General features: G+C 66.5%; 15 protein-coding genes and 2 pseudogenes. 6 read left to right on the top strand and 11 right to left on the bottom strand.

Annotated elements, in window-relative coordinates; translation table 11 throughout:
• Positions 1-1,232: 1,232 nt before the first annotated feature.
• The 3 genes from OHA88_RS44145 to OHA88_RS44135 form a co-directional block, all read right to left on the bottom strand.
• Positions 1,233-1,757 (bottom strand): hypothetical protein, encoded by a 525-nt coding sequence (locus OHA88_RS44145; RefSeq protein WP_328623690.1) that lies wholly within the window; start codon positions 1,755-1,757, stop codon positions 1,233-1,235.
• Between the two features lie 280 nt (positions 1,758-2,037).
• Positions 2,038-2,562, bottom strand: a complete 525-nt coding sequence (locus OHA88_RS44140) for an RNA polymerase sigma factor (RefSeq protein WP_313934983.1) — start codon at positions 2,560-2,562, stop codon at positions 2,038-2,040.
• A 918-nt stretch (positions 2,563-3,480) separates the two neighbouring features.
• Entirely contained in the window at positions 3,481-7,173 is a 3,693-nt protein-coding gene (locus tag OHA88_RS44135; RefSeq protein ID WP_328623691.1) for a S8 family peptidase, read from the bottom strand.
• 1,456 nt (positions 7,174-8,629) lie between these two features.
• On the opposite strand from OHA88_RS44135, the gene OHA88_RS44130 reads away from it, so the two are divergent.
• The 3 genes from OHA88_RS44130 to OHA88_RS44120 all read left to right on the top strand — a co-directional run bounded on the left by OHA88_RS44130 (position 8,630) and on the right by OHA88_RS44120 (position 11,190).
• On the top strand, positions 8,630-9,469 hold the full coding sequence (locus OHA88_RS44130; RefSeq protein WP_328623692.1) for an alpha/beta fold hydrolase: 840 nt from the start codon (positions 8,630-8,632) through the stop codon (positions 9,467-9,469).
• Positions 9,470-10,140: 671 nt separating this feature from the next.
• Complete coding sequence (locus OHA88_RS44125; RefSeq protein WP_328623693.1) at positions 10,141-10,860, top strand: TetR/AcrR family transcriptional regulator; 720 nt, start codon at positions 10,141-10,143, stop codon at positions 10,858-10,860.
• A gap of 36 nt (positions 10,861-10,896) precedes the next feature.
• The gene (locus tag OHA88_RS44120; protein ID WP_328629950.1) at positions 10,897-11,190 is read left to right on the top strand and encodes a hypothetical protein; all 294 of its coding nucleotides are present in this window, start codon (positions 10,897-10,899) and stop codon (positions 11,188-11,190) included.
• Here OHA88_RS44120 and OHA88_RS44115 read toward each other — a convergent pair.
• Positions 11,160-11,291 (bottom strand): annotated as a pseudogene (locus OHA88_RS44115) (IS110 family transposase); the annotation flags it as partial. The gene OHA88_RS44120 and the pseudogene OHA88_RS44115 sit on opposite strands and share 31 nt — an antisense overlap.
• Between OHA88_RS44115 and OHA88_RS44110 the strand changes: the two are divergent.
• Positions 11,290-11,571 (top strand): annotated as a pseudogene (locus OHA88_RS44110) (IS630 family transposase); the annotation flags it as partial. The pseudogenes OHA88_RS44115 and OHA88_RS44110 overlap by 2 nt on opposite strands.
• Positions 11,572-11,624: 53 nt before the next feature.
• Here the strand turns inward: OHA88_RS44110 and OHA88_RS44105 are convergent.
• On the bottom strand, positions 11,625-13,163 hold the full coding sequence (locus tag OHA88_RS44105) for an FAD-dependent monooxygenase (protein ID WP_328623694.1): 1,539 nt from the start codon (positions 13,161-13,163) through the stop codon (positions 11,625-11,627).
• 143 nt (positions 13,164-13,306) lie between these two features.
• On the opposite strand from OHA88_RS44105, the gene OHA88_RS44100 reads away from it, so the two are divergent.
• Positions 13,307-14,440, top strand: a complete 1,134-nt coding sequence (locus tag OHA88_RS44100) for an IS630 family transposase (protein ID WP_328623695.1) — start codon at positions 13,307-13,309, stop codon at positions 14,438-14,440.
• Positions 14,441-14,527: 87 nt separating this feature from the next.
• Here OHA88_RS44100 and OHA88_RS44840 read toward each other — a convergent pair whose 3' ends face one another.
• The 5 genes from OHA88_RS44840 to OHA88_RS44075 all read right to left on the bottom strand — a co-directional run bounded on the left by OHA88_RS44840 (position 14,528) and on the right by OHA88_RS44075 (position 22,854).
• The gene (locus tag OHA88_RS44840) at positions 14,528-15,055 is read right to left on the bottom strand and encodes a transposase (RefSeq protein ID WP_443044340.1); all 528 of its coding nucleotides are present in this window, start codon (positions 15,053-15,055) and stop codon (positions 14,528-14,530) included.
• A gap of 846 nt (positions 15,056-15,901) precedes the next feature.
• Positions 15,902-17,106, bottom strand: a protein-coding gene (locus OHA88_RS44090; RefSeq protein WP_328623696.1) for an IS3 family transposase whose coding sequence is annotated in 2 segments (ribosomal slippage) — positions 15,902-16,866 and positions 16,866-17,106 — 1,206 coding nt in all. Because the reading frame shifts where the segments join, the coding sequence is not laid out codon by codon here.
• Between the two features lie 361 nt (positions 17,107-17,467).
• Positions 17,468-19,420: a LamG-like jellyroll fold domain-containing protein gene (locus OHA88_RS44085; RefSeq protein ID WP_328623697.1), complete on the bottom strand. Its 1,953-nt coding sequence runs from the start codon at positions 19,418-19,420 to the stop codon at positions 17,468-17,470.
• 722 nt (positions 19,421-20,142) lie between these two features.
• Positions 20,143-21,054 carry a YceI family protein gene (locus tag OHA88_RS44080; RefSeq protein ID WP_313934990.1) on the bottom strand — a complete coding sequence of 304 codons (912 nt, stop codon included), beginning with the start codon at positions 21,052-21,054 and terminating at the stop codon, positions 20,143-20,145.
• A 45-nt stretch (positions 21,055-21,099) separates the two neighbouring features.
• Positions 21,100-22,854: an FAD-dependent oxidoreductase gene (locus OHA88_RS44075; RefSeq protein ID WP_313934991.1), complete on the bottom strand. Its 1,755-nt coding sequence runs from the start codon at positions 22,852-22,854 to the stop codon at positions 21,100-21,102.
• Between the two features lie 113 nt (positions 22,855-22,967).
• On the opposite strand from OHA88_RS44075, the gene OHA88_RS44070 reads away from it, so the two are divergent.
• Positions 22,968-24,803 (top strand): helix-turn-helix domain-containing protein, encoded by a 1,836-nt coding sequence (locus OHA88_RS44070; RefSeq protein WP_313934992.1) that lies wholly within the window; start codon positions 22,968-22,970, stop codon positions 24,801-24,803.
• Positions 24,804-25,100: 297 nt separating this feature from the next.
• Here the strand turns inward: OHA88_RS44070 and OHA88_RS44065 are convergent, their stop codons facing one another.
• Complete coding sequence (locus tag OHA88_RS44065) at positions 25,101-25,415, bottom strand: hypothetical protein (RefSeq protein WP_328623698.1); 315 nt, start codon at positions 25,413-25,415, stop codon at positions 25,101-25,103.
• Between the last annotated feature and the right edge of the window lie 445 nt (positions 25,416-25,860).

Genomic DNA, 25,860 nt, shown 5'->3' with positions numbered 1-25,860 from the left:
ACACTTGTCGACGTGCGCCCACCAGGGGTTACTGGACAGCCCTCAGGAATGCCGAGGGGGACGGGAAACCCACCTCGTTTTGGTACTCGGTCGACAACTCCGGACGCTGTGGTGCACAGAAGATTTCCTTCCGCGGGACGCCATTTGGGGGCAACACTTACGGCTCGTTCGGGTGTCAAGCTCGATTGTGTCAACGCCCCATATGAGAAAGCGTACGCCTTCGGCCTGGTCCTAACCGCTTGAAGCCCGCGAGAGGGCCACTGCAGCTACCCACCCGTGGCATGCCATGCGAGGCCTGCCGGATCATGAAACCATCGTTGGCCGGCCCCGCACAGACAAGGAGCGAGCGAGAGCCCGGTCGGCACGCCGAGACGGCTGCGCAGAGCAACACGAGGGCCGGATACCGGCAGTCCCGCGCATCGCGGGGATCGGCGACCGGCATCAGGAAACGCCGCAGGTCAGCGACATCGCTTGCGGTGAGGGGATCGGTCGGGGAGCCCACTTGCTCCACCGCGCAAAGGATGGGCGATGGGCAGGCACGGTCTCGCTCGGTTCTCATGGCTCTCGACAACCACACGAGGCCGGCGAACCGGACCAATCTCAATCGCGCAATGTCCCTGGCGAAAGCGCGGCCATGCCGCCGATCACCACGCGGATCACCATGGACGACCAGCCCCGCAACCGCAGAACGTCCCCTGGCCGTAGAGGTGTTCGACGCCCCCTCGCCGCATCGCCCGGAGGCTGACCCCGGACGATCGAGGACGATCCGGGCCAGGCGGCTCCTCCTGGAGCGGGTCGCACCGGGTGCCTGGCCACGACGCCGGACGGCCAGTGAAGCGGGCCGTCCAGCGTTCTCGGGCCGCGCCACCGAGATGGTGGGCCGTAACCATGGGTGAGCCAGGGCTCGGTGAGGGACTCGTCGACGGCGCATAGGTGAGGACGCGTTCTTCCTGCAGCAGGGTGACTGACCTTAGGGAACAGCTCCTCTAGGTGATCGGTGACCGTCACGGTGGCCAGGTGTGGGGCGAATCGCCGGCACCTGGTTTGGCGTCCGCAGGAACGGTGCAGGTCAGAGGGGGCAGCGATGCCCGGCGGACGCTGCTGTTTTCCCTCAACTCTTTAGGACGGCTATGGCTCTTCAGGAGGGGGAGGATCACGGAACGGCAGCCTGCCCCTGAAGAGCCGGTCGGCCGCTCCATGAGGTTGGAGCGGCCGCCTACCACACTGGCTCCTTACCCCTTCGGGAAGATGGAGTCACCGGAGACGGTCCGGGTGGAGCCGCTCTTGAGGGTGAGGACGACCTTGCCGCTGGCGCTGCCCGTCGGCTCAGCGGACGGCCACCAGGCGGTGAACCGGTCGTTCTGGATGTTGGCCTCAATAGTGCGGCCGCCGTCATGCAGGGTCACGGCCTTGACATCGGATCCTACCGAGCCCACGAGGTAGTTGAAGCCGGTGCTCCCTTCGCCGTGGCCACCTGCCGAGTCCACCTCGATCGCATTGCTGGGGACCTTCTTGACCGGATCGATCACCGCGGTCATACCCTGTCCAGTCTTGTCGGTGAGGCAGTAGGAGATGGTCGTCCCGCCGGTAACGACCACAGAGGTGATCGAGCCGCGCACGTCCAGGTTGCTGTACGAGACCGGCTTGCCGGAGTAGTCGCTCCCCAGGGCCTTGACGCACCACTTCTCCGCGACGGTGGCCTCGGGCGAGGTAGCCGCCAGCTGACTCGGCGTGCCGGTCCAGCTCGCGAGTTCCACCGAGGACAGCGGGCCACTCGAGCCTGGCACACTCTGCGATGCCTGACTCACTACGACTACGGCCGCGGTGGCAGCGACAGCGCCAGCCGCCACCCAGATCAACGGGCGACGACGAGCCGGGGAAGCCGACTGCGTCGTGGAAGCGGCGCCATGCATCACGGTACGCAACAGATGTTCCTTACGGTTGTTTTCGGTTTCGGTCAGTTCACAGACGGGAGCAGCGTCCAGGGTGGCCAGCAACCGAGGGAGATTCTTCTCGCGATCGTTCACGTCTCTTCCTTCAGCGCGTCAAAGCCGGGGCGGCGGATGTGGTCTGGCTGGTCGGCCCGAACAGCTTGGCCAGGCGACGTTTGGAGCGGGAGAGCCGCATCGTGTAGGCCGCGCGTGAGCAGCCGAGCACAGTGGCCGCGGCCCGGTCCGTGAGGCCCTCCCACACATGGAGCGCCAGTACTTCCTGGTCGGCAGCCGACAGCCGCCGCCAGGCGGCTACGAGGTCTATCCGGTCCTCGGCCTCGATCATCCCGTCGTAGCTGTCGTCGCCGCCGTTCTCCATGACACGCACCGCGACAGCCGTCTGGCGACGCTGCCCGCGGTGGGCGTTAAGCATCGCTTTACGTGCGGTGCCGAAGAGCCACGGACGTGGGTCTTCGGGCAACTCGCTCCGACGACGCCACGCGGCGAGGAACGTTTCACCGACGATGTCATCCACGTTCATCGGGTGAGCACGCCGACGGACGAAGCGCAGTACGTCCTCATAGTGAGCGCGGTAGACATCGGTGAACTCGTCCTCGGTGTCGATGGTCATGGCTTCCTCTCGCTGCTTCCATCCCTACGTGTCCACCACCCGCGAAGGTGCAACGCGAGAATTCGAAGGAATTTGCGCCGGTCCTTAGCAGCTCGGAAGACGGAACTCGGTGCTGGACAAAAGAGTCGAAGCCCCCACCGCGGGTGTTCCCGCGGCGCGCCAGCGCATCAGTTCCTAGCGCTAGAGGCTCTTTAAGGAGCGCATGTGAGGGGCAAGGACCCCCCGTGCTGTCGACACACGGAGTGCGCGGGTGATGCGGAACGCGGCCGGTCGTCTCGCCGGGCCAAGTGTCAGCCCTCGCGATCCCTTGCACTTCGCGAACGCTGACCAGACTGCCCATCCAAAAGTACACTTTATGGACCATACGGTCAAGAACCTGCGTGCGACGCAGCGCACCGGGCCGCGTTGCCGGTTTTGGCCGCTGCTTGGACGCCGCCATCGAGCCCGGCGGCGACGTCCTCGACCGTCGGCGAGGGCATCAGCGGGGCCAAGACATCACCACGCCGGCTGAGGCTGCCCGTCCCAGCAGGAGGTACACGGTGGTGACCGCCGATGCCCTGTACACCCGGCGCGCACTACGTGGCCGTCGTGAAGATGAACCATCCGGGCCTGTACGCCCAGGTCAGGGCGCTTTCCTGGCGGGACATCCCGCTCGGGAACCGCACTCGCGGGCCAGCTCCAGTAGCGAAGGCCCCTTTCCTCGGTATAGCTCCGTGCCTCGCCGTCGGCCCTGGCGGGGCACGCTCCTGTGCCGTCAAGAAAGCCTCCCGCATATGGGCCGCGGTCTGCCCTACACCGGTGCTTAGCGGTAAGGGCAAGGACACATACGGAGACGGGGCCGCAGAAGTCGCGCCCCCGTCTCCATGGGGATGTGTTGTCGTAAGGTGCGTGGGCTACCTCACCCGGGGAAACCGGCGACTACTTCAGACCAAAGGCCCGGACCACGGTCTGACTGACGCTGTTGCCCTGGGTGTCCCCGGCGGTCACACGCAGCGTCGCGAAGCGGGCCTTGGACGGCGCCGCCAAGTGCGCCTTCCAGTCGCCGCCAAGGTGGCGCAGCGCCAGCTTGTGCCAGGTGGCGCCGTCGTCGTACGAGATCTGGAGCGCGACACTGCGGATCGTATGCGAGCTGGGACCGCCCGTCAGATGCGACGGCGTGACCTTCAGGTCGCCGTGACGTCTGGCCTTACCTGATAGATCCGTACTGACTCCGTAGTCCAGTTGAACGAGCGGCAGGTACGCGCCCTCGACCGCGGCGGTGGAAGAGGTGAACTTCCATTCCGTGTGCGAGCTGGTCGCGTACGGACTCATGCCAGCCCCGCGTGTGCTGTCCAGGACGAGCCGGTACGGGAGCCTGTCCGGCGCAACCTCCGCCTGGACATGGTCCACGCCCTCGCCGATCAGTGTCTTCCCCTGGTAGAGCTTTGTCGCCCAGGACACGTCTCCCTCCCACACGATTCCCAGGTGGCCACCGGAATCGCCCCAGGCGGGCATTCCGAAGGTGGCAATGATGTCGCCGAACCGTGACGGCGCGATGTTCACCTTGTTGTCGTTCAGCATGCGCGCGTGCTGAACGGGAGCGAACCAGGTCTCCTTGGTGGTGCTGCGCGGCGCGTAGGACCGTGCGGCACTGATTTCGGTGAGGTCCGGTGTGGCCGCCAGCTGGGTCCACTTGACGCCGGGCGAAGCGGTGACCCAGACCGTGTGAGTCCCCTGGGCCTGCTGCAGCGTCGCGGCGCCGCCGACCGCGAAGTCGAACCCCGGCGACAGGTCGTAGCGGACGTCCACCGCTTGACCCTGCTTGTAGTCACGGTATGACGTGTTGATCCGGGCGAGGCTGCCAGCGCCTGGCCGGTATGTGAGATCGGTGGGGATGGCTCCCTTGTGGTGCTGCACCAAGTCGTACAGGTAGTCGGCGTAGGGATGGGACGAGACGGACAGGCGTGTCCTACCGTGCCGGATCCGCTGGATGAGCTCCTCGCCCTCGTCCGCGGAGAGGGATGCGACGGGCAGCGCGGCGGCTTCCGGCAGGTCCCACCAGGCGTCGAGCCGACCGTAACCGTCATGCACGATGAGCAGCAGCTTGGCCCCGGCCTTAGCTGCGGCGATGGCCTGGTCGGGAGCGGTCACCGTGTCGTTCCTGCGAACGATCGCGATCTTGCCCCGTACCTGTACCTTCGCGAAGTCAGATGCCGCGCCCTTTCCGGCGTAGACCGTCGCGTAGTTGCCCGTGCCCTTGGCCATGCTGGGGGACATGCTCTGGACCTGCAGGTCCTCGAACGACTGCGACGAGGAGGCCACGGTCAGCGGCGGCTGCACCTGACGCCAGCGCGTGGCGAAGGTGTACGAACCCTGGGTGACCTTCGACGTGGGAGTTGCCCACAGGCTGTCGTAGACGGCCTCGATCTCGTAGCTGTCGGTGAACGGGTGCAGGGTGCTGTACGACCGGTACTGATCCACTCGCACCGAGCTCGTCGCGGTGAGCTTCGGGGTGACGGCCCTGACTCTGCGGAGAGCGGAGGCATTGAACGTGAGTGTCCGGTCGTTGTCGACGACGACCTGCGGTGCGCTGAGGACAGCGCGGCCCAGTGAGTGCGGGCCGTTGACCCCAGGTACATCCGCGTACATCCAGACCGAGTACGTGCTGGGTGCGAGGTTGAGGTTCAGGCTCCCGCTGTCGTCAACTTCGAAGACCTGGGGCACCGTGTCCCGGGCGATGTCTTTGACAATCAGCGTCCCCGGCAGCGCAGTGCCGTGCCAGCCCGTCCCCTTCACCGCGACGTTGACCCGTCGGCTCTGCTTGTTGCTACCGATCAGGGTGTGAGTACGCAGCACACCGTCAGGGCCGGAAGCATTGAGTATCCCGCTGTAGCCGACGTCGTCGGACGCGAGGTCCAGATGGGTCGTCACGGTTGCCGTGGCGGTGCCGTGTGCGGGAACGGTCACCTGGGAGGCCGAGAGAGAGAAGAGGCCCGGCGGTGAACCCGGCGTGCTGAGCGCCAGGTCCAGGGTGACAGGGTCGGCAGCGGTGTTGGTGTAGGTGACGTCCTTGGAAGCCACCTGGCCCTGCGTGTAGGGCCACTTAGCCGATGCGAAGGCGGAAGCTGACGCGACCACCGAGTCCTTGACGGCGGCCGCGATGTCCACCCGGCCGCTGCCGCCCATGTACGGGCTGAACTGCGGAGTCGACTTGGTTGTGCTGACCAGGGCATCCTTGAGCTGCTGCCCCGTCCAGTCGGGATGGGTCTGCGCCAACAGGGCAGCGGCACCGGCGACATGGGGCGTCGCCATAGAGGTGCCGCTCATGGTCTGGTAGCTTCCCTCGCCCTCGGAGGCATATTGGGAGCGGGCCGCAAGTACATCGACGCCGGGGCCGGTGAGCTCAGGCTTGAGCGCATGGTCGCCTTTGCGCGGGCCGCGGCTGGAGAAGACGGCCAGCCGGTCGGAGGCGTCCACCGCCCCCACCGTAAGGGCCGCGTCCGCGGCGCCTGGCGACGCCACGGTGGAAAAATCCGGCCCAGCGTTGCCGGCGGCGATGACGAACAGTGCACCGGTCTGGGCGCTGAGCTGGTTGACGGCCTGGCTCATCGGGTCGGTGCCGTCGCTGGGGCCCGATCCCAGGCTCATGCTGATGACCTTGGCGTGCTGATCCTGAGCAGCCCACTCCATTCCCGCCAAGATCCAGGAGTCCTGACCACTGCCATCGTTGTCGAGGACCTTGCCGATGTGGAGTTTGGCGCCGGGAGCGACGCCCTTCTCCTTGCCATCGGAGGCAGCACCGGTGCCAGCGATGGTCGACGCTACGTGTGTGCCGTGACCATGGCGGTCCGTCACATCCAGGCCAGGGACAAAGCTGGCGGACGCGGCGATCCTGCCTCCGAAGTCCGGGTGCGCTGCGTCGATGCCCGTGTCCAGGACCGCGACATCCACGCCCTGGCCCGTATCGCCACCCCGCCAGACCTGGGGCGCCCCGATCTGCGCGGTGGTGTCGGCGAGCGTGGCCTTGACCTTGCCGTCCAGCCAGATCTTCGCGATCCCGCCTGTCAACGCCGGTGCGGCGCTCTTGCTTCGGGCGTGCACGGACGCGGGTGCCGTGCCGGTCAGGGCGGACCAGAAGTCCGGCGCACGGCGGTGGTCGGCGGAGAGCGCGGCGCCCTGAATGCTGTCCAGGGTGCGAGTGCGGGTCGCCCCGGTGGGAACGGCTTGCTTGCGCGAACGGGTTGCCGCGTCGGTATAGGAGACGATCAGCGGCAGATGCTCGCTGTGTGCGTCGTCGTACCCGTCGGCCAGCAGTTCGGTGACATTGAAGAGGTGCTCGTCCAGCTGGCCGGAGGCGATGTACGGCATCGCGGCGTCGGGATAGACATAGGTGTCCTTCCCGACGCTCATGGTGTGAGCGCCCACCGGACCGCCGTTGGGGCCCCGCACGGTCGCGAGGACGTGGCCGTCGCCTGGGCTGGTCACCGTGACCTTGTCACCGGTGATGAGGGTGACAGTGCGGGGGGTGCCCGAGTGTGCGCCCGAGAGTCCGCGCGGGATCGCAGGCGCGGCCGCCGGCGCAGCGGCCGCCGACGTCGGAATGGCCGCCAGTACCGCGAGGGCAGCCCCCAAGGCTATCAGCCTGGGTCTGCGGAAGTGGGGAAGTGACACAAAGAATCCTTTTTTCGGAACGTCGGCCACGGGCACCACCAGACGCGTGCCGCCACATGATCAGTGGATTGATTGTGTAGTCCATATGATTCAAAGGGAAGACCCAGTGGACCTCAACTGGCGCCCCTCTCAAGACTTATCGCCCGCCTCAAGGTCCGTCAGCTGCTCGGCTGCGAGCCCGGGAGGAATGCCAAACGAGGCGCTGCAGAAGAGTGCGCGTCCGAGGGACAAGAAGGCTTCGGGGATGTCGTGGCGTATCTCCCAGCGGATCCGCAGGCGGCAAACCAGTGCAGGTGGTGAACGCACGCTCTACGACCCACCATTGGGTACCCAGTCCGGAGCCGGCGCTGCCGAGGAGCCAGACGACGCAGGCCTTTGCCCTCCGTGAGCAGGGACCAGCTTCCGGGCCAGATCGGCGTCAGCGGATGGCTGTCGGACGCGGCCCCGTACACGTGAACCCTGGCCGTGCCTGCGCCACGCTCGGCGAGGGCATGAATCAGGGTGTGGCGCTGGTCGTGCTCGATAGCGTCGGTCAGGACGTGTTCGGTAGGTTGATCTGCCAACTCGCCCTTGAATAGGCCCAGGTGGACAGCTTCCGGACGAGGACATCGTCTTAGCACCTTCATGCCGCCTCGGTCGCATCACGCCAATTTTGGATACCGCACGCCCGGCGCACCGCGCCGGTTTGGCGCACCCGAAGTAGCCCTCGCACATCACTACGTGCTGGAAAGGCCAGCCTTCGAACTCGACCGTGGCCACGTCGAGTCCAGTCGCGCCGCTCGGTCATACCGGCTTCCGCCCGGTCGGTAGACGTCACCTGTGGGTTGCCGTGATACCCGTCGGCAGCGCCCCACTCTGAGCCCGCTGGCAGCTGCCCCATGTCACGGACGGCAATCGGTATCAGCCGAGACCATGCTGCAAACTCAGTAGTCGGTGCTGGCCAGGGCGAGGTCAGTCGTCATCCGACACAGAAGGTTCTGCACGACAGTGATCTCGTCTGGTTTCAGCCATGGCGCCATCCAGGGCTGGGGGGATGATGAGGGCGCACTCACGTAGTGCAACGCCCTGGGCGGTATGCGTCACTTCGACCACTCGCTCGTCGTCGGCCCGCCATTGCCGCTTGTACAGGCCGTTGGTCTCCAAGCGCTTGATCAGTGACTTCAGGGTCCGTACTCGAGGTGGGGCAGCGAGGGCTCCGGGGACTCAGCAGGCGTGAGGGCGTCGGTACTACTGCTCACGAGCATTTCTCCTCTGCCGTCAGCTGGCGCAACCATTCTCACATATTCCAGGGCAGGCAATGGTCTCGTGCATGATTACTTTGCGCACAACTGAATTGTTGGCTATGGTTATGTTTGGCCCGGCAGACGGGGCCGCCCGGAGCCTTCGGCCTGAGGCAGCAACCCAAAGGAGAACCACCATGACCCGCAAGCATCTGCACCGCTCGCCTTGGACCTACGCCACCGTGCTGGGCGCCAGTGCGGCAGCGATCGCGTTGACGACCACCGCGCCCGGGATGGCCTCCGCTGCGGGTCGCTCCCCGGCTACAAAGCCCACCGTTGTGCTGGTTCACGGCGCCTTCGCGGACTCCTCCAGCTGGAACGGGGTCATCGCCAACCTGCAGCGCGCGGGCTACCCGGTCGCCGCTCCCGCCAACCCGCTGAGGGGGCTAACTCAGGACGCCGGCTATCTCAGCAGTTTCCTCAAGAGCGTGCACGGGCCCGTCGTGCTCGTCGGTCACTCCTACGGCGGCTCGGTCATCAGCCAGGCAGCCGCCGAAGCCCCCAACGTCAAGGCGCTCGTCTACATCGCCGGCTTCTCTCCCGACAAAGGTGAGAACGCGGCAGACCTCTCCGGCAAGTTCCCCGGGAGCACACTCGGCCCAACTCTCAACTCCGTGTCCTTCCCGCTTCCCGACGGCGGCACTGGCAGCGACCTGTACATAAAGGCCGACAAGTTCCACGACCAGTTCGCAGCCGACGTCCCCAAGTCGACCACCGACTTGATGGCCGCAACCCAGCGCCCGGTGGCCGCCAGTGCGCTCACCGACAAGGCGACCGCAGCGGCATGGAAGACCATTCCCTCCTGGGACCTGGTCACCCTTCAGGACAAGAACATCCCGGCGGCGGCACAGAAGTTCATGGCCAAGCGGGCGCACTCGCACACGATCGAGATCCAGGCGTCCCACGCCGTCCCCGTTTCCCACCCGGCCGCCGTCGCGAGCCTGATCGAGAAGGCTGCCCACTCGACGGTCCGATAGCACGCTGTGTCTGCAAGCCACTCCACAAATCGACACACGGGTTTGGCCGAGTTGCGGTGTCGACCGCTTTTGGATGGCACGGAAGCTCCCGTATCCGCCTACGTGCTGTTTCTTCACCTCGCCCCAATGAAGCCACGGTGCAAAGCGTCGAATACTCGACTGCCAAGCGTCGGCGATGCCGCCCGCGCGCCCGCTCTATCAGGGCCGCTGGGCCGAACGCTGACGTGGGCTGCGGGCGGTCGACGTCTTGCACGCAAACCTCTGTGTCGCCTGCGAGGAGCCCCGGTCGTCGGCGGCGCGGGTTTCGCCGCTGTTCTCGGGACTGTATGGGTGTGGAAGACGTGGTGATCGCGACTGCCGGATTCTGCCGAGGACCGGGCTCTGTGCCGAGGGCGTAAGCGAGGTACAAGCGGCCTGTGTGGCGGCGCCGGGATGGGGCCGGGTGAGCGTGAACCCGGCTCATCCGGCGGCCCGTTCCTCGTCAGCCGAGGCCGGGGCGCGGTGGCTACCCTCCCTGCCTCTAGGCGACGAGAGGGTAGAAGCAGGAGGCTTCGATCTGGCTCCCCAACAGTTTGTACTGGCGACGATCGCCCAAGGCGGCTTCGCCATGAAAAGAGAGCCAGAACTTCCGTGAGCCACCCTCCCTCCTGGAAGACTCGCGCGCCGGCGCGATGGTGGAAGTCGCCATCGGGCCGCTCGTGATGCCGCGCCACAAGGTCCGCCGCCTGCCAGCCATCGACGGCCACCGCTCAGAAGCGCTTGACCTCGCGGTCGAGGTCTTCTGGCGCCAGGGGTACGAGGGCACCTCCATCACCGACCTCACCACCGCGATGGGCATGAACAAGCCCAGCCTGTACACGGTGTTCGGGTCGAAGGAAAAACTGTTCCAGCGAGTCGTCGCGCGCTACGCGGAGCGGGACATGGGCTACAGGACCGCCGCGCTCGCCGAACCGACAGCCGCCGCCGTCGCCCGGACCCTGCTACTGGAGAACGCCAAGGCACTCACCCGGGAAGACCGCCCGGCCCGCTGCCTGTCCATCCAAGGCGGCCTGTCCACCAGCCCCGACAACGCCTCGATCTGCACCTTCCTCGCCGCGAGCCGACTGGAGGGCGAGCAGGCACTGGCCGACCGCTTCCGCACGGCGGTGACGGACGGCGACCTGCCCTCCGATACGAACCCGGCACGCCCTCGCCCGCTACATCATCGCCTTCACCGAGGGCCAAGCCGTACACGCCGCAGCGGGCGCCAACCGCCAGCAACTCGAAGAGACCGCAGAAATCGCCCTACGGGCCTTCCCAGGCGACACCGGCCCGACGTCCGACTGACGCGCCCGGGCCGAGGGCGTGGGCTGCGCGGGTCAACCTGCGCAGCACGCATCACCGCATCCTAGTGCTTGCGGATCACTGCGGGTGCTCACGGTGTGGACGTGCGCGAGAAGGTCTCGAACCTCTACACCAGCGGCCCGCACGAGTACTACGAACGCTTCTTGGCGTATCTCGACTGGGCGACGCATGCCGCTGACAGCCTGGACTCGCTCATCAGCAGCGCCGACGTTGACCGGCTCGTACTAACCAAGCGGCACGAACAACTGCTGGCCGGACTGGACAACTTCACCATCGGGACGACTCAGCGACTCGTGAACCAGCTGGTGAGTGCCGAACCGCGGCAACGGACGATGGTGTTCACGGCGCGCAGGTGGCGAGTCAAGGCGGCTCCGTAGGAACCGGTGCATTCAACGCCGGCCCATCGAAGCACGCCGAACGATTTCGCCCAGTGGAGGAGGTGGCGATATCCATCAGCGGTGGCCGGGAAGCTGCGGCCGGCGGTCAAGAAGTGGCTGCCGGCCCACCCCCGTTCCACCTGCACCTCACACCGACCAACTCGTCCTGGCTGAACCTGGTGAACGATGGTTCGCCGAGCTCACACAGAAGAAACTCAAGCGCGGCGTCCACCGTTCCGTCCAAGCACTCGAACGCGACATCCGGGCCTGGGTCGCAGACTGGAACGACACCCGCGGCCCTTCATCTGGAACAAGACCGCCGACGAGATCCTCGATAAGGTAGCCACCTACTGCCAGCGAATCTCCGACTCAGGTCAATAGCGCCGTCGGCCGGCCTCGCAGCGAGGACCGCTGACCATTCTCGATGGCTGTTCCTATTTCAAGGGTGCGAAGGAGACACAGAGTCCCTTCAGCGCGTGCTGCACTGTGTTGTCAAGATCTGCTTGCTGGTCCTTGCCGGTATCCGTGGCCCACCACACGTGCCCGTCGGGTCGGATGATCGCCGTCTGGACGCCCGCCCAGAGCGGGTCAGAGGCGTCGATAGTCGCCATCGAGGTGATGTGGAAACCCAATTGTCGGGTGAGTCTGTGTGTACCGGGCAGAGGATCGCCCGAGAGGTTGAGGACTAGCGGCCGTCCGTCATGTAGGAGATCGAAGAGCAACGGCCGGGAACCGTCCGCGGTCGAAGTTGGTACAGCCCTCGTACCGGTCAGGGGGTGGGCCTGGGGATGAGCGCTGGGGTAGGAGATGTCGAGCGCAGACAGAATGCCGGCGAGCCCGGTGGAAAGTCCTGGTTGTGCGTTGATGAGTTTGCTGAGCAGATCCCTTAGCGCCAGAGTCTCGGGAAGGGTGCTGCCGAGCAAGGCCGTCTGAGCAAGGGTGTGCTCCGCCAGGGCCACCCCCACGGGGTGCCTTTCGCGGTGGTAGCTGTCGAGCAATTCCGCGGATGCGCGTCCTTTGATCTTTGCCGCCAGTTTCCAGCCAAGGTTCATGGCGTCCTGGACGCCGACATTGAGGCCGACCCCGCCCGCGGGGAAGTGCATATGGGCGGCGTCACCTGCAAGCAGGACCCGGCCGGCGCGGTAGGTGGCCGCTTGCCGGGTGGCGTTACCGAAGCGGGAAATCCACTGGGGGTCGGTCATTCCGAAGTCTGTGCCTGCCACTCTCGTTGCCCAGGCACGGAGGTCGTCCAAAGTCAGCGAGGTCGCAGGCTGCTGGTGCAAGGGGTCGAATCCAGTGACGCGGTAGAACCCGCCGGGGAGCGGGACGACGATGAGCGCGCCGTTCGCGTTGAACGCCTGGAATTGGCCGCCGGGCGGAGGGTCTTGCAGAACCACATCGCCCAGGATTCCGAAGACGCGGGCGTCGGTGCCCGGGAAAGCGATGCCGGCGGCCTTGCGTACGGTGCTGCCAGCCCCGTCACACCCAACAACGTATCCAGCGCGGCAGGTATAGGGCCCCGAGGGGCCGGTGACCTTCAAGGTGACTGCCGAAGCGTCCTGTTCCAGGCTGGTGACCGCGTGCCCCCGAAGCACGGTGCCTCCCAGCGCGAGGGCGCGTTCTTCGAGTATCGCCTCGGTGTGAGTCTGCGGGTGGCCCAGCATGTAGGGGTAGGGCGTGTTGAGGACGCCGAGGTCGATCCTGCTGGCGAGCATGCCGAAGTGCCAGTTCGGAACTTTCCTGCCCTGTGCCAGGAACTGTCCTTCCGCGCCACGCATCGCCAGCACCTCGATGGTGCGGGCATGGATCCCTAGCGCCTTCGAGTGAGGAACTCGCGTAAGCGTTCGTTCCAGCACTGTCGTGGGCACGCCAGCCAACTGAAGTTCCCCAGCGAGCCAGAGGCCCACCGGACCCGCCCCGACGATGACGACCTGCTCATCAGGCGGAGGAGTGCGCGTTGCGCTGTCGTTCATGGGTGGGTCTTCTCCTTGCTGACATCTCTGTGGGCCCGCGTGCAGATTCCACTAGTGCCGGATCAGGCAACGTTTGCCCTGTTGTGATGTGACGCGCCGTCCGGGTGCTGTAGTGGACGGCGCGTGGGCATCATTCTGTCCGGGTGCCAGAACGAGTGCGTGTCCGAGAGATCGATGATGATGAGGGGCGGCGACTGCTGCGGATTATCCGCAGAGGCGCCGGGTCGGTGGTGACCTGGCGGCGGGCCCAGATGGTGCTGCTGTCCGCGCAGGGCATGCCGGTGGCGAAGATCGCCGAGGTGTCGTTCACCAGCGACGACCGGGTCCGGGACGTGATCCACAACTTCAACGCCGACGGCTTCGACTCTCTGTATCCGAAGTACTCCGGTGGCCGGCCGAAGACGTTCACGCTGCCGGAGCGCCGTGAGATCAAGAAGATCGCGAAGTCGAAGCCGACCGAGCACGACCTGCCGTTCTCGACCTGGAGCCTGACCAAGCTGGCGGACTTCCTGGTCGCCGAGGGGGTGGTCGACGACATCAGCCACGAGGGCCTGCGCATCCTGCTCCGCGAGGAAGGCGTCTCGTTTCAACGCCTGAAGACCTGGAAGACCTCACGCGATCCGGACTACGCGGCCAAGAAAGCGCGGGTCGAGCACCTGTACGCCATCGCCGACGGCGAGGTTATACCCGAGGACGGCGAACCCGAAGTCATCTTCTGCATGGACGAGTTCGGGCCGCTCAACCTGATGCCCCACCCGGGCCGGCAGTGGGCCGAGCGCGGCGGCACACACAAGGACCCCGACCGTGAACCGCGCCGACGGCGACGAGCGACCTACAACCGCTACGGCGGGGTGCGACACCTGTTCGCCGCCCTGGACCTGGCCAAGGACAAGCTCTACGGCCACATCAAACCGGTCAAGAAGCGCACCCAGTTCCTGGAGTTCTGCCGCTACCTGCGCAGCCTCTACCCGGACACCGTCCGGATCGCGATCGTGGCCGACAACTTCTCCCCGCACCTGACCACGAAAAGGTGCCAGCGGGTCGGCACCTGGGCTGCCGCGAACAACGTCGAGATCGCCTACACACCGACCAACTCCTCCTGGCTCAACCGCATCGAGGCCCAGTTCACGGCCCTGCGCTACTTCACTCTGGACGGCACGGACCACGCCGACCACAAGGAACAGGGCAGCATGATCCGCCGCTACATCATCTGGCGAAACCGCCATGCCGACGACCAGCACCTACAAGCCGTCGTCGACAGGGCAAACGTTGCCTGAGGCGGCACTAGCTGATCCCTGCGCCGACTCGCTGACGACGCGGGGCGTCTCGCGACAGCGGTGCCTTTAGTATGAGCTACCAGACATTCAATATAATACTCTACATTTAACATGCGTAAGATAGCCAAATCTCCCACCGGTGAGGGGGATGACCGGGCGTCGCCCGCACTCGTCCGTCAGGCACAGAAGACACCACCGCCGGGGAGCGCACCGTACGGCCGTTCCGCAGGAACACTCGAGCCCGGAGGTGCTCACTTTCGCCCCGGCCACCGACACCTTCACGCAGCCTTCAGCGGCCGACCCCCGCGTCTCACCACCGGAAGCATCACCTGGCCGTACCGGCAGAGGTCGAACCGGCCATAGACCAAGAAGTCGCCGACTGCGGACAAGGCCAGCATCATCTCGTCGACGTCGGTCAGCCGGCGCGAGCGCCTTGACGATCTGCGGCTGGAAACCGCCGCCGCGGTCCCGCGGGATCGCGATCTCGACCGAGCCGACGTCGGTCAGCATCGTCTTGGCACGCACCCCATTTCGAACAAGCGTGTCCCAGCCGTGCTGGTCCGAGCGGTAGTGGGTGACATATGCGACGCGTTCGGTGAGTACGATCCGCTCCACGAGCGGGAAGTTGTAGCTGCGAACTTCCAGACCACCGGCGGTAAAGGGCTCCACAAATAGCCGTAGGCAGCGGCGATCTGGCGGCGCAGTCGCCCTGTCTCGAAGGCGGTGTCGAACACCTGCACTTCCTCCTCGCGGTCGGCGATCCAGTCCTGTTCACTGGCCAACCGTGCCGCTGACCGGCAATGCCTTCGTTCGCTGCAACCAGACCACTCCCACTCAGGACGGTGACGCCGTCAGACGGTGGAGCGCCTGCGTTGAGGCAGGTGTGGGACGGCGAGTAATTGGTGGGCCGTGGCCGCTGTCTGGGCGTCGTGTCCGTGGCCAGCGATGACGCCGATGCCTCGGCCGTCGCACAAAAGGCACTCATCCGAGTCGGCCTGGGCCGCCTGCTTCTTCGGGCACGCCCTTCGTGGGAGTTGGCGGCGTAGTGTCGCTGATGTGTGAGCCGAAACCACAGGCCGTGCTTTGGGTACCGCAATTGATGCGCGGGCTGCCGGCTGCGCTGTGGTGAGCCGAGAGAGTCCGCGGTGCTGGGGCGGCGGGAGACTAGGGAAAGGCGAAGCGGGCAGCGATGCCGTCCAGGAACTGGATGTAGGCGGGCCTGCTTGGGCGGGCGCGGCCTGGCGCAGGGTTCCCGTGGAAGCCGCCGCTCTCCGCTGAACCACCGGGGCTCAAGGCGTTCGAGCGGCTCTGCTCGGATGGTTGACAAGGTAATCGATTGGGGTCGCGGAGCCTTCCCTGGCTGGCATAAATCCCGGCATCGACGTCCTGCTTTCTTGCGGTAGGGCGAATGCTTGGATTACCTCTGGGGTGAGGTGACCCCCGGAGTGTGGACACAGGGGTTCATGCTGCGAGGGAGAGTTTAGCTGTCTGGTGGTGCTGCTGTTCGAACTCCAGCGGGGAGAGGTAACCCAGCGCGCTGTGTCGGCGTCGGGCGTTGTAGTAGGTGAGCCACTGGAAGATCTCCAGCCTCGCCTGCGGCATAGTCAAGAACAGCTTCCCGTGCGTCGTCTCTCGCTTCAGTCCCTGCCAGAAACTCTCGGCGAGGGCGTTGTCATAGCTCGAGCCGACCCTGCCCATGCTCCTGCGGATGCCGTACCGGTCGCAGACCTGGGCGAACGCGGCGGACGTGTACTGCGAGCCCCTGTCCGCGTGGAAGATCACCCCGGTGACGTCACCGCCGCGGGCCGCGACCGCGGCCTGGAGCGCGTCGATGACGAGCTCGGCCCGCATGTGCGGGGCCATTGAGTAGCCGAGTACCCGGCGCGAACGGATGTCGATGACGCAGGCTAGGTAGAGCCACGCGGCTCCGACCTGCACGTATGTGATGTCGCCGCACCACTTCTCGTCCAGCGTACTGGCGGTGAAGTCCCGCTGGACCAGGTCTGCCACCGGCGGCGCGAGGCGGTCCGGGATCGTGGTGCGGTGCTTCTTGCGCAGGTGACGGCCGACGATGCCGTGCTTGCGCATCAGCCTGGCCACGCGCTTGCGGTTGACCGTGTGGCCGAAGCCGCGCAGTTCGGCATGGACTCGAAGCGCGCCGTAGTTCCCGCGGTGTTCGGCATGGATCTCGCGGATCTCCTCGACCAGCACGTCCTCCGCGGCCTGCCGCCCCGCCCGCGCCTCGGCGCCGGCGATCCACCGGTAGTAGCCCGAGCGGGAGACCTCCAGCACCCGGCATATCCGCTTGATGCCGAACACCTCGGCATGGGCGGAGACGAAGTCCCAAGCGGCGGTCTTCACTTCATCTCCCGGGCGAAATACGCCGCTGCCCGACGCAGGATCTCCCGCTCCAGCTGCCATTCCTTCTCCGCCTTGGCCAGCCGCGCGTTCTCCGCCCGCAGCCGGGCCAACTCCGCCTCAATGTCCTGCGACGCGCCGGCAGGAGCCGGACGGCCGTCGGCATCACGCACCCAGGTCCGCAGCGTCTCGGGGTTGACGTTCAGATCAGCCGCGACGTCCTTGAACGTCCGCCTGCCGGCCGAAGCCCGCCACAACGCGATCGCGTCGGACCGGAACTCCGCACTGTACTTCGAAAGCCGTGCCACAGAGATCTACACCTTCCAGGATCAACAAGATCCATTGTCAGGTGTGTCCACACCACGGGGATCACCTCAGGGGGAAGCTCCTGGCCCGCCACAGGCGGGCGGCGGCACACCCGGCTGCCGCTGACTTTGGGCTGCCTGCACCGCATGGTGCGGGACGGGTGCTGTGCCACGGACTGGTCAGGCGAAGCGCTGGTTGAGGAGATGTCGTCAGATCGGATCGCGTTGGGATGTTGTTCCAGCGGAGCCGGCGTGAGCTCAGGTTTCACCCTGTCCTAGTGCGAGGACGCCGACCTACGCCGCCTCCTCCTGGAATGAGTGCCTCCCACCTCCGGCGGGTGGGCCGGAGACGGGAGGGACAGCCTTACTTGGCGGTCAGAAACTCTTCCGCGGACAGGGGGCGGTTCACTATGCGGATGTCACCGACGTTGCCGTGGAAGACGACGTCGACGGCGCCCGCGTACTCGTGGCCGCCCACCAGCCAGGGCAACCCGAGCGAGGCGAGGCCGACCGACAGGCGGTTCGGGTTGTCGACGACCGGAGCGCCCTCGACGTACAACTTCGTGAGACGGCCGTCGTTCACCACCGCCAGGTGCCACCACTTGAGCTCCACCAAGCCGTGACCCCAGTTAGTCGTCGGGTAGGTGTTGTTCAGCGGGTAGTGATTGAACTGCGGCTCGCGGCCGTTGTTCGTGATAGCGAACTGAGCCACGGGCTCGTTCGGGTCGGTGTTCTTGCCGTGCTTTCCGGCGGCCCCGGCCGAACCCCGGCGGCTGAGTATCGACGCGTTGCCATTCTTGCCGGCGTCCCAGTCCAGCGGCATCCTCACGAACGTCTCAATCGTGTACCCGGTCTTGAACGTCTCGGAGTTCAGCGGAGCCTTGGCCCCGGTGGTCAGGTATGAGCCGTGGACCGGGTTCCTGCCGCCGACGAACTTCAGGCTGGCATGTCCGGGCTGGTCGGGGTGGTGGTCGGCGGACCAGGTCAGCGCGTCGGCGGCTGTGCCTGGCACGGTCACCACCGTCAGGTCGTTGCCCTTGCCGGACAGGTCGTGGATCGTCTGGCCCACGGAGAGCGAGGTGCCGGGCGCGCCCTGCCCGTCGAAGCGCCAATACGCCAGCGTGCCCTTCACCAGCTCTCTGCCGGCGGGCCGGGCGGGCCGGACCGGAACCGGGATGAAGCTCGAGAACCGCTGCTCGAAGTCGACGGGGATCGAGAAGTTGTCGACCGGGCCGGTGATCCGGGCGTGCTCGGCTGCCAGTTCGGTGCGGGACTCCGGCTCCTGAGCCAGGATCCACGGGTTGATCGTCTCGACGTCGATCGTGTTGCGGGCCAGGTCGAAGTGGTAGAGGCGGATCATGCCGCCACCGCCGAAGTAGCGGTTCTGGTAGTTCGTGATGTGCATGTGCACGTCGTTGCCGGCGGCGTTCTTCTTGGTCATGCGCCCGGACGGCCAGTAGTGCCCGTTGAGGGTCAGGAAGATCTGGTCATTATCCTTGACCAGTTTGTCCCAGATTGACTGGCCGTAATCGGAGAGCGCCGCGTTGTCCTCCGGGTCGCCGGACTCGTAGGGGAAAACGTTGTCATCGTAGTCCGAGTAGACGATGTCGTGCGCCGTGAGGATTACCGGCATCTTCGGGTGGGCCTTGATGACGTCGTTGGCCCACGCGAAGCCCTGGTCGGTGGTCCGCCAGTCCAGGGCCAGCACCAGCCACGAGCGGCCGGCGGCCTGGAAGATGTGCGCGGTGTTATAGCCGGTCGGGTCCGACCCGGCGAACGTCTTGGAGCGCTTGAACCGCTGCGGGCCCAGGGTCTTCAGGTACGGCGTGTCGCCGCGGCTGTCGTCGCCGGACACGTCGTGGTTGCCGGCCACCACGCTGTACGCGGCACCGTGCGAGTCCAGCAGGGCGAACGCCTTGTCGACCTGCTGGAACGACGACGCGTCGGCATCCTGTGTCAGGTCACCGAGGTGTGCCATGAACACGATGTTGTTGGTGGCGTCCCCGCTGTTGTTGATGATGTAGCGGAACGACTCCTCCTGCGGCGTCCGGTTGACGCTGTCCTGGCTGCCCCAGTACAGGAACTGGGTGTCCGGCATGACCGCGAGGGTGAACTGGAGGGCGGTCGGATCCGGTCTCCACGGACCGGTCTTGCCACTCCTGGTGGCGTCCGCGGCGAACGCGGGCGTTCCGCCGAGCGCGGAGGCGCCGACTCCTACGGCTGCCGCTCCCGCACCGGCCAGCGCCGCGTTGCGCAGAAAGCCTCGCCGATTCTGCCCAATCGACTCTTGTGACGGAGTGTCACCGTAAATGCACATGAAGGGGCCCTTCTCGCATCGATAGTTCAAACTGCAACGATGCTATGCAGAAGCGGTCTGAGCTGGGCAGACGTGAGATGACAAACGATTATCAAGCGTCTGTCCACGATTGAAAGCGCAAGGTGAATCACGGCCGTAGGCTGATCTCTTGATGAGCGGAAAGTAACGAAAGGGAGTCGAGACCTCGGTCCAATGCCCCTGCTCTAAAAGCCGTCGCTTTGGGATTCGGGCTCGGCCGTGACATCTAGGGTGCACACCTTCACGTTGTGCGGCGGCAGACCGAAAACAACTCCTGGTCGAAGCCGCCGAGGAAGTGGGCGATGCCCGTCGAGTTCAGGCCTTCGATCAGCACGACTGACACACCTCACCGATCGCGCCGATCGCTCAGGCGTGATCGGCACCCGAGCGGCGAGCGGAACGGATTGACGAGGGGGCCCGGAGCATCACGCGGCACTCGGGCCGGTCGGAAGCGACTTCCTGGCGTCCCGCCGGGCTGGTCTCGACCGCTGGGTGACGCCGCATCTGTGTCGGCGTGAGATGGCCGGCAACGTTGCTAAAACCGGAGCTTACAGGTCCGAGCCCCGTGGACCGGGGCAAGTCTTCCCACGGATCGGTCAGGCAACCAAACGGGGCGCGGGAGGTCGTGTTGCCTGCCTTGAGGCATGTCACCTTCATCCCCGGTGTCATAAAGGTGACTTCGCGCAGGCTCAACGGCGCGGGAACTACCGGGGCGGTGTCGGGGTGTCGTGGCTCCGGTACATCGCCTGTATGTCCAGCTCCAGCTTGACCGTCGGGCCGACCACGGCGATACCGCGCGCCAGCATGTTGCGCCAGTTGAGGGTGTAGTCCTCACGGTGGAGTTCAGCCTTGGCCAAGGCGGCGCAGCGCAGTTCCTCGCCGTAGCCGCCGTTGACCGTGCCCAGGTAGTTGGTGTCCAGGGCCATCGAGCGACTGACGCCGTGCATGGTCAGCGTGCCCTGCAGCGACCACTTGGAGCCACCGCGGTGAACGAACCGACTGCTGGCGAAGTCGATGTACGGGTAGTTCTCGACGTCGAGAAAGTCCGCCGAGCGCAGGTGGTTGTCCCGGGTGTTGTTGCCCGTGGTGATGCTGTCGGCGTGGATCCTGACCTCGACCTGCGACTCCTCCATGTTCTCGTGGACCCGGATGCCGCCCTCGAAGCGCTCGAATCGGCCGTGCACATTTGCCATGCCGACATGCTTAGCGATGAAGCGGATCGCAGTGTGCGGCGGGTCGAAGAGCCAGACGCCGGGGGACGGAAGCTCCGGCTGGCGCGCCATGTCCAGCTGTGTCCTGGCCTGCGGCACGCACTCCCCCGCGACGATGTCCACCGTCTCGCGGTGCGGCTGCAGGCTCTCCGCGGTGATCAGCAGACTGTAACGGCCCGCGGGCAATGCGGCGCAGAACAGCCCGTACGGATCGGTGGTGCCTCGTGCCGCGACCCGCTGGGTATCAGTCGCGGTGACCGTGACGTCAACGCCGCCGAGGGGGTGACCCAACGGGTCCAGCACCTCGCGGACGAGGCCGCCTGCGCCGGGCGGAAGGGGCAGAGCGAGGCCCGTGCCGCCGCCGAAGCCCTGGGTTCGCCTGCGCCTGAGCAGTGCGAAGGCCATGGTGTTCACCTTTCGTGGAAATGCAGGGTAAGCATTGAGAGGGGTTCAGCCGTGTCCGAGGATCTGACGCAGCGCCGCGGTGAGCAGCACCTCCGCGTCACCGGACGCCGCAGCGTGAGCGTGCCGGAAAGCAATGTGATGGTCGGGTCGTACGAGCAGAGCCCCCGAGTCGGCGATATCACGCAGCCGCGCCCAGTCGCCGTACGGGTCCTCGTACTCCTGCCCGGGGCCGATGACGACCGTGGCGAGCTCGACACCGAGCGTTTCGGTGGCGGTCATGGCCGCGCACGTCCAGTCGTCTCCGCCGATGCCGGTGAACAGGGTGAACCGTCCCCGACCCGCCGCGTCCAAGGTGGACAGCTGCTCGCGGCCGCGGGTGATCCAGGCGTGTGGGAGCTTGGCGCCCGGCCTGGTGGAGGGCTGGTGATGGAGCTCGGGATCGCGGTCGAAGCCAGGGTCTTCGGTGCCGTCAGAGACGATCGCGTCCGACGCGTAGCGCTGGTTCATCTCGACGCCGTGGGCGTTGAATTCGTACGCTTTGGAGGCGATCGCCTCACGCAGCTGTTCCCGCTGCTTCTCGGCGGCCTCGGTGGTGTCCTTACGCCCGGCGATATTGGCCCACAGTTGCTCGGGCGTCTGTGGGGAGAGCCCGTCGAGCGCCTCGAAGACGGGCGCGGTTTCGCCGATGCTCTTGTTGGCGCGCTCGACGACCTGCTTGCCGATGGGAGCGCGTTCGGCGGTGTAGGTGTTGAGGAGGGACGGGCCGGCGGTGCCGTCCAGGACGAGCTTCAGCTTCCACGCCAGGTTGTACGCGTCCTGAATGGAAGTGTTGGAACCGAGGCCGTTCGACGGCGGATGGCGGTGTACAGCGTCGCCAGCACACAGCACACGGCCGTCCTGATAGTTCTCGGCGTACAGATGGTTGACCGTCCAGGCGGAGGACGAGGTGATGGTCACCGGGATGTCGGCGTCACCGATGAGACGGCGTACGACCGACACGGCGTACTCCTCGGTGAGGTCGGGGGCGCCGGCCGCGAGTTCGTAACCCCACACGATCATCCACTCGTTCCACGGGCGAACGCAGCGAACGAGGCCCGCGCCGATGCCGCCAACTGTGGCGCCCGGGGCGAGCACCCAGTAGAGGGTGGACGGCCGGTACGCGGTGTACTTACTGAGGTCCGCCTCGAAGAGGATGTTGATGCTGCCCGCGACACCCATCTGACCGACGGTCGGCAGCCGCGCGTTCTCCGCAACCCGGCTGCGGGCGCCGTCCGCGCCGATCAGGTACTTCGCGCGTATCTCGTAAGTGTCCCCGCGCAGCCGGTCCTTGACGGTGGTTGTCACCCCGTCCGCGTCCTGTACGTGCGACAGGTACTCCGTCTCGAAGCGCAGCGAAGTACCGCGCGCAACCGCCGCGTCGGCGAGAATTGGCTCCATGAGGTGCTGCGGCATGTCGCACATGCGGCTCGGGCTGGCGAGTTCATGTTCAGCCTGCACCAGCGGTTCATTGCCCCAGGAGCGCAGCCGCCCCAGCTCCTCGCCCGCGAGGCTGGTACAAAAGACGGTGTTGCCCATCAGCTGCTGTGGGGTGGCCTTGGCCACGACCTCGTCCTCGACACCGAGGTCACGCAGCACCTCCATGGTTCGCTGGTTGGTGATGTGGGCGCGCGGGGTGTCCGCCAGGGAGGCATAGCGGGTCACGACGATATTGGGCACGCCGTAGGTGCTCAGTGCCAGGGCTGCCGAAGATCCCGCGGGGCCGCTGCCCACGATCAGTACGTCGGTCTCGACGGTGTGCACTGCGTAGCTCCTGAGATGGACTCACAACTTGTTCATTAGTGATCTTGAACCTGTCCGCGTGAGAATGGGTGTCTCAATTCGAGACACCGGCAGCCGGATACCGTAGGGCCGTCGTGACCAGTACCGAGCACTCCCCCACAGCCGACTCCGGCACAGCGTTCTCCCTCGAGCGGATACGCCAGGCGCGCGAGCGCTTCCTGCAGGGTCGGCCCTTGCCCGACGACGTGCCGAACAACGTTGTAGCGGCCTGGCGGCGTGCGCGTTTCTACGGAGTACGGCGCGATCTGGCGACGGCGCCCGGTACCGATGACACCGAGGACTCGGCGCTGCTCGCCGCGGCCCGCCCAGTGCTCGACCGGCTCGCAGCCACGCTGGACGGCGGGGACTGCGCGCTGCTCCTCACGGACGAACGCTGCAAGGTCCTGTGGTGGTGTGGCCGCTGGTCCTCGAACACCCTGCGCCGTGATCTGTCGGAGAGGGTCGTCGGCAACAACAGCGTGGCGCTCGCCCTGCGCACGGGAGTTCGCGCCGAGGTGCACGGACCCGAGCACTTTCTCGACCTGTGGCAGGAACTCTCCTGTGTCAGTGTTCCGCTCCGTGGACCTGGTTCTGGGCGCGCGGCCGGCACAGTAACGGTCGTGGGCGGACTACGCGCGGACTGCGTTCCGCACCCGGGCGCCGTACTCGCCGAGGCGACGGCAGCGGCTGTCGAGGCGGAGCTGGCCGCCGCGGCACGGCCGCCGGAGCGTCTGCTGCTCGACGCCTATCTGCGGGAGAGCGCCGAGGGGCGGGCGGTGCTCGCGCTCGACGGCCGGAACCAGCTGGTGAGTGGCGGCGCGGCGCGGCTGCTGTCCCCGCAGGCACTGGCGGTGCTCGAACGGGAGGCGGCAGGGGTATGGGAAGAGCCTGCGGAGGCATACAACATCGAACTGCCGGACGGTGAGGGGCGTGTCGCCCGGGTCACTCCGCTGCGGACGGGTGGTGTGCTCGCCGTTGTCGAGGAACCGAGCGAGCTGAGCGCCGTGCTCTCCCCGCCCTCACACTTGTCCGAAAAGACAAGTCGACGTGGTGAGCCAGACCGCCTTCGTAAGGAACATTTCAGTGAACCACGGCTTGGGCGGGACAAGCTGGTCAGGCTGGCCGGGAGTTCCGTGCCGTGGCGGCATGCAGCGGGCCTCGCGCTCGACCTGGCGCAGTCCGGGCAGCCGTTGCTACTGACCGGCGAGCGCGGCACCGGGAAGACCGCGCTGGCTCTGGCCCTACTCGCCCGGCGCAACGACATCGGGCCGCTGATCGTCGATGCCGCCCAGGCACCAGACGGCGAACTAGCCGCTCAATGCGAGTCGCTGGGTGGTAAGGGCGCTCTGACCAATCCCATGCTGCTGCGCCACACCGAGCAGCTGGCACAGCGTGATGTGGCCGCACTGATCGCCCTGCTCGGCGAGCAACCGGAGCTGCCGCTCGTGGCGACGTACACACCAGGGACCGCACCCGGCCCGTGTCTGCAGCGGCTGCTGGACACACTGGCGGCACGTTCCGTCGTACTGCCGCCCTTGCGTGAACGAGCCGATGACATAAGGGAATTGCTCCCCATCCTCGCACCCCGGCCGGAGCCCGGGCAGCCGCCGCTGACCTGGACACTCGACACGCTGCGAGCGCTCGAACAGCACTCCTGGCCCGGCAATATCACCGAACTCGCTCACCTTGTAAGGGCGGTGGCGAAGCAGCGGCGCAGTTCCGGGCCGGTGCGCCGTGGCGAACTTCCCGACGCTGTGCGGGAGACACGCGCCGCTCGAAAGCTGAGCCCAATGGCGCTTGCCGAGCGCGAGGCGATCCTCGGCGCGCTGCACCGCCACGGGGGCAACAAGGCGCGCGCGGCGGCATCGCTGGGCATCGGCCGGGCAACGCTGTATCGCAAGCTGCGTGGCTACCAGGGACTGCCAGACTGAGGAGCAGCCCCGGCTACAGCCATGCGGTCGTCCAGGAACCGACCACGGACCTCGACACCGCCACGGCTGTCGGCTACATACTCAGACGCGACGGCGCGACGGGAACGTCGACTCCACCAGCTCGACTCCGAAAGGGCTGGACCGTGATCAACGCTCCCGGCGCACCGACAACGGATGGGAATTCGACAACCCGATCCAGCGCGGCGACGCGACCGGCGGCAGCGGCTCGTTCGCCGTCATCGAGAGCGACAACTGACCAATCGGCCCGCACCCGGTCAGCCAACTGATCAGCCCGGTCTACGACTTCTCCGGCGGACAGTCGGCGGAGAAACCGCACAACCAGCAGATGAGCGTGGACGTCGCCACCGACGGCGGCACGACCTGGGAGACGACCTGGGTCACTCCTCCTCGAGCGGCGACGCCAGGGGACGTGTACGTCGGGACGCGCACCCTCGTGCCGGTCTCTGGCGGCTTGACCGTCGACACCGTCCGTGACAGCAGCTCCAGGGCGGGCCTGGTCGGCGCCACTATCACCGACTTGCAGCATCCGGTCAGCACGGCGGTCACCGTCGCGACGCCGGACGATCCTCGGGCCGGCGACGGTCTCTTCACCCTGTTCGTTGCGAACCCGGGCAAGCACACCCTGCGTGCGAGCGCCCCGGCCACGCCACCGCAGGCAAGAAGACCAAGGTGCATGCGGACAAGACAGTCCGTGCGAACCTCTCCTGAAGGCCGCCCCGGCGACGTCGGGCTAACCACCGCGTCACAAGGAGGCGTCCACGCCCGGACCTGGACGCCCGTCCACCGGCACGACACGCCGCGAGCCGCCCGAGGAACATCACGCGCCCACCTCCCCCAGGCAGAAGGATCACCGGCAGTATCCGACGCGAGGCCCTCGACCACGCGCTCACCGTCAACGGGACCCCCGCACAGCAGGACCTTGCCGTCCACAAGCGGACCACAACGAGCACCCTCCCCCCACCTACTGGGCGGTGCGCGGTGCGCCGCCCTTCACCGCGAAACCGTTGGTCTCACCGTCGTGACCGGCCCCGCAGGT

It is taken from the genome of Streptomyces sp. NBC_00353 (assembly GCF_036108815.1).
In the GTDB taxonomy this organism is placed as follows: Bacteria; Actinomycetota; Actinomycetes; order Streptomycetales; family Streptomycetaceae; genus Streptomyces.
This window is presented reverse-complemented; position numbering and strand designations above follow the sequence as displayed.

What these genes read in the sequence shown, in the direction of transcription:
- OHA88_RS44140 (WP_313934983.1), bottom strand. Translation starts at nt 2,562, where the DNA reads ATGACCATCGACACCGAGGACGAGTTCACCGATGTCTACCGCGCTCAC.
- OHA88_RS44130 (WP_328623692.1), top strand. Translation starts at nt 8,630, where the DNA reads ATGACCCGCAAGCATCTGCACCGCTCGCCTTGGACCTACGCCACCGTG.
- OHA88_RS44125 (WP_328623693.1), top strand. Translation starts at nt 10,141, where the DNA reads ATGGTGGAAGTCGCCATCGGGCCGCTCGTGATGCCGCGCCACAAGGTC.
- OHA88_RS44105 (WP_328623694.1), bottom strand. Translation starts at nt 13,163, where the DNA reads ATGAACGACAGCGCAACGCGCACTCCTCCGCCTGATGAGCAGGTCGTC.
- OHA88_RS44085 (WP_328623697.1), bottom strand. Translation starts at nt 19,420, where the DNA reads ATGTGCATTTACGGTGACACTCCGTCACAAGAGTCGATTGGGCAGAAT.
- OHA88_RS44080 (WP_313934990.1), bottom strand. Translation starts at nt 21,054, where the DNA reads ATGGCCTTCGCACTGCTCAGGCGCAGGCGAACCCAGGGCTTCGGCGGC.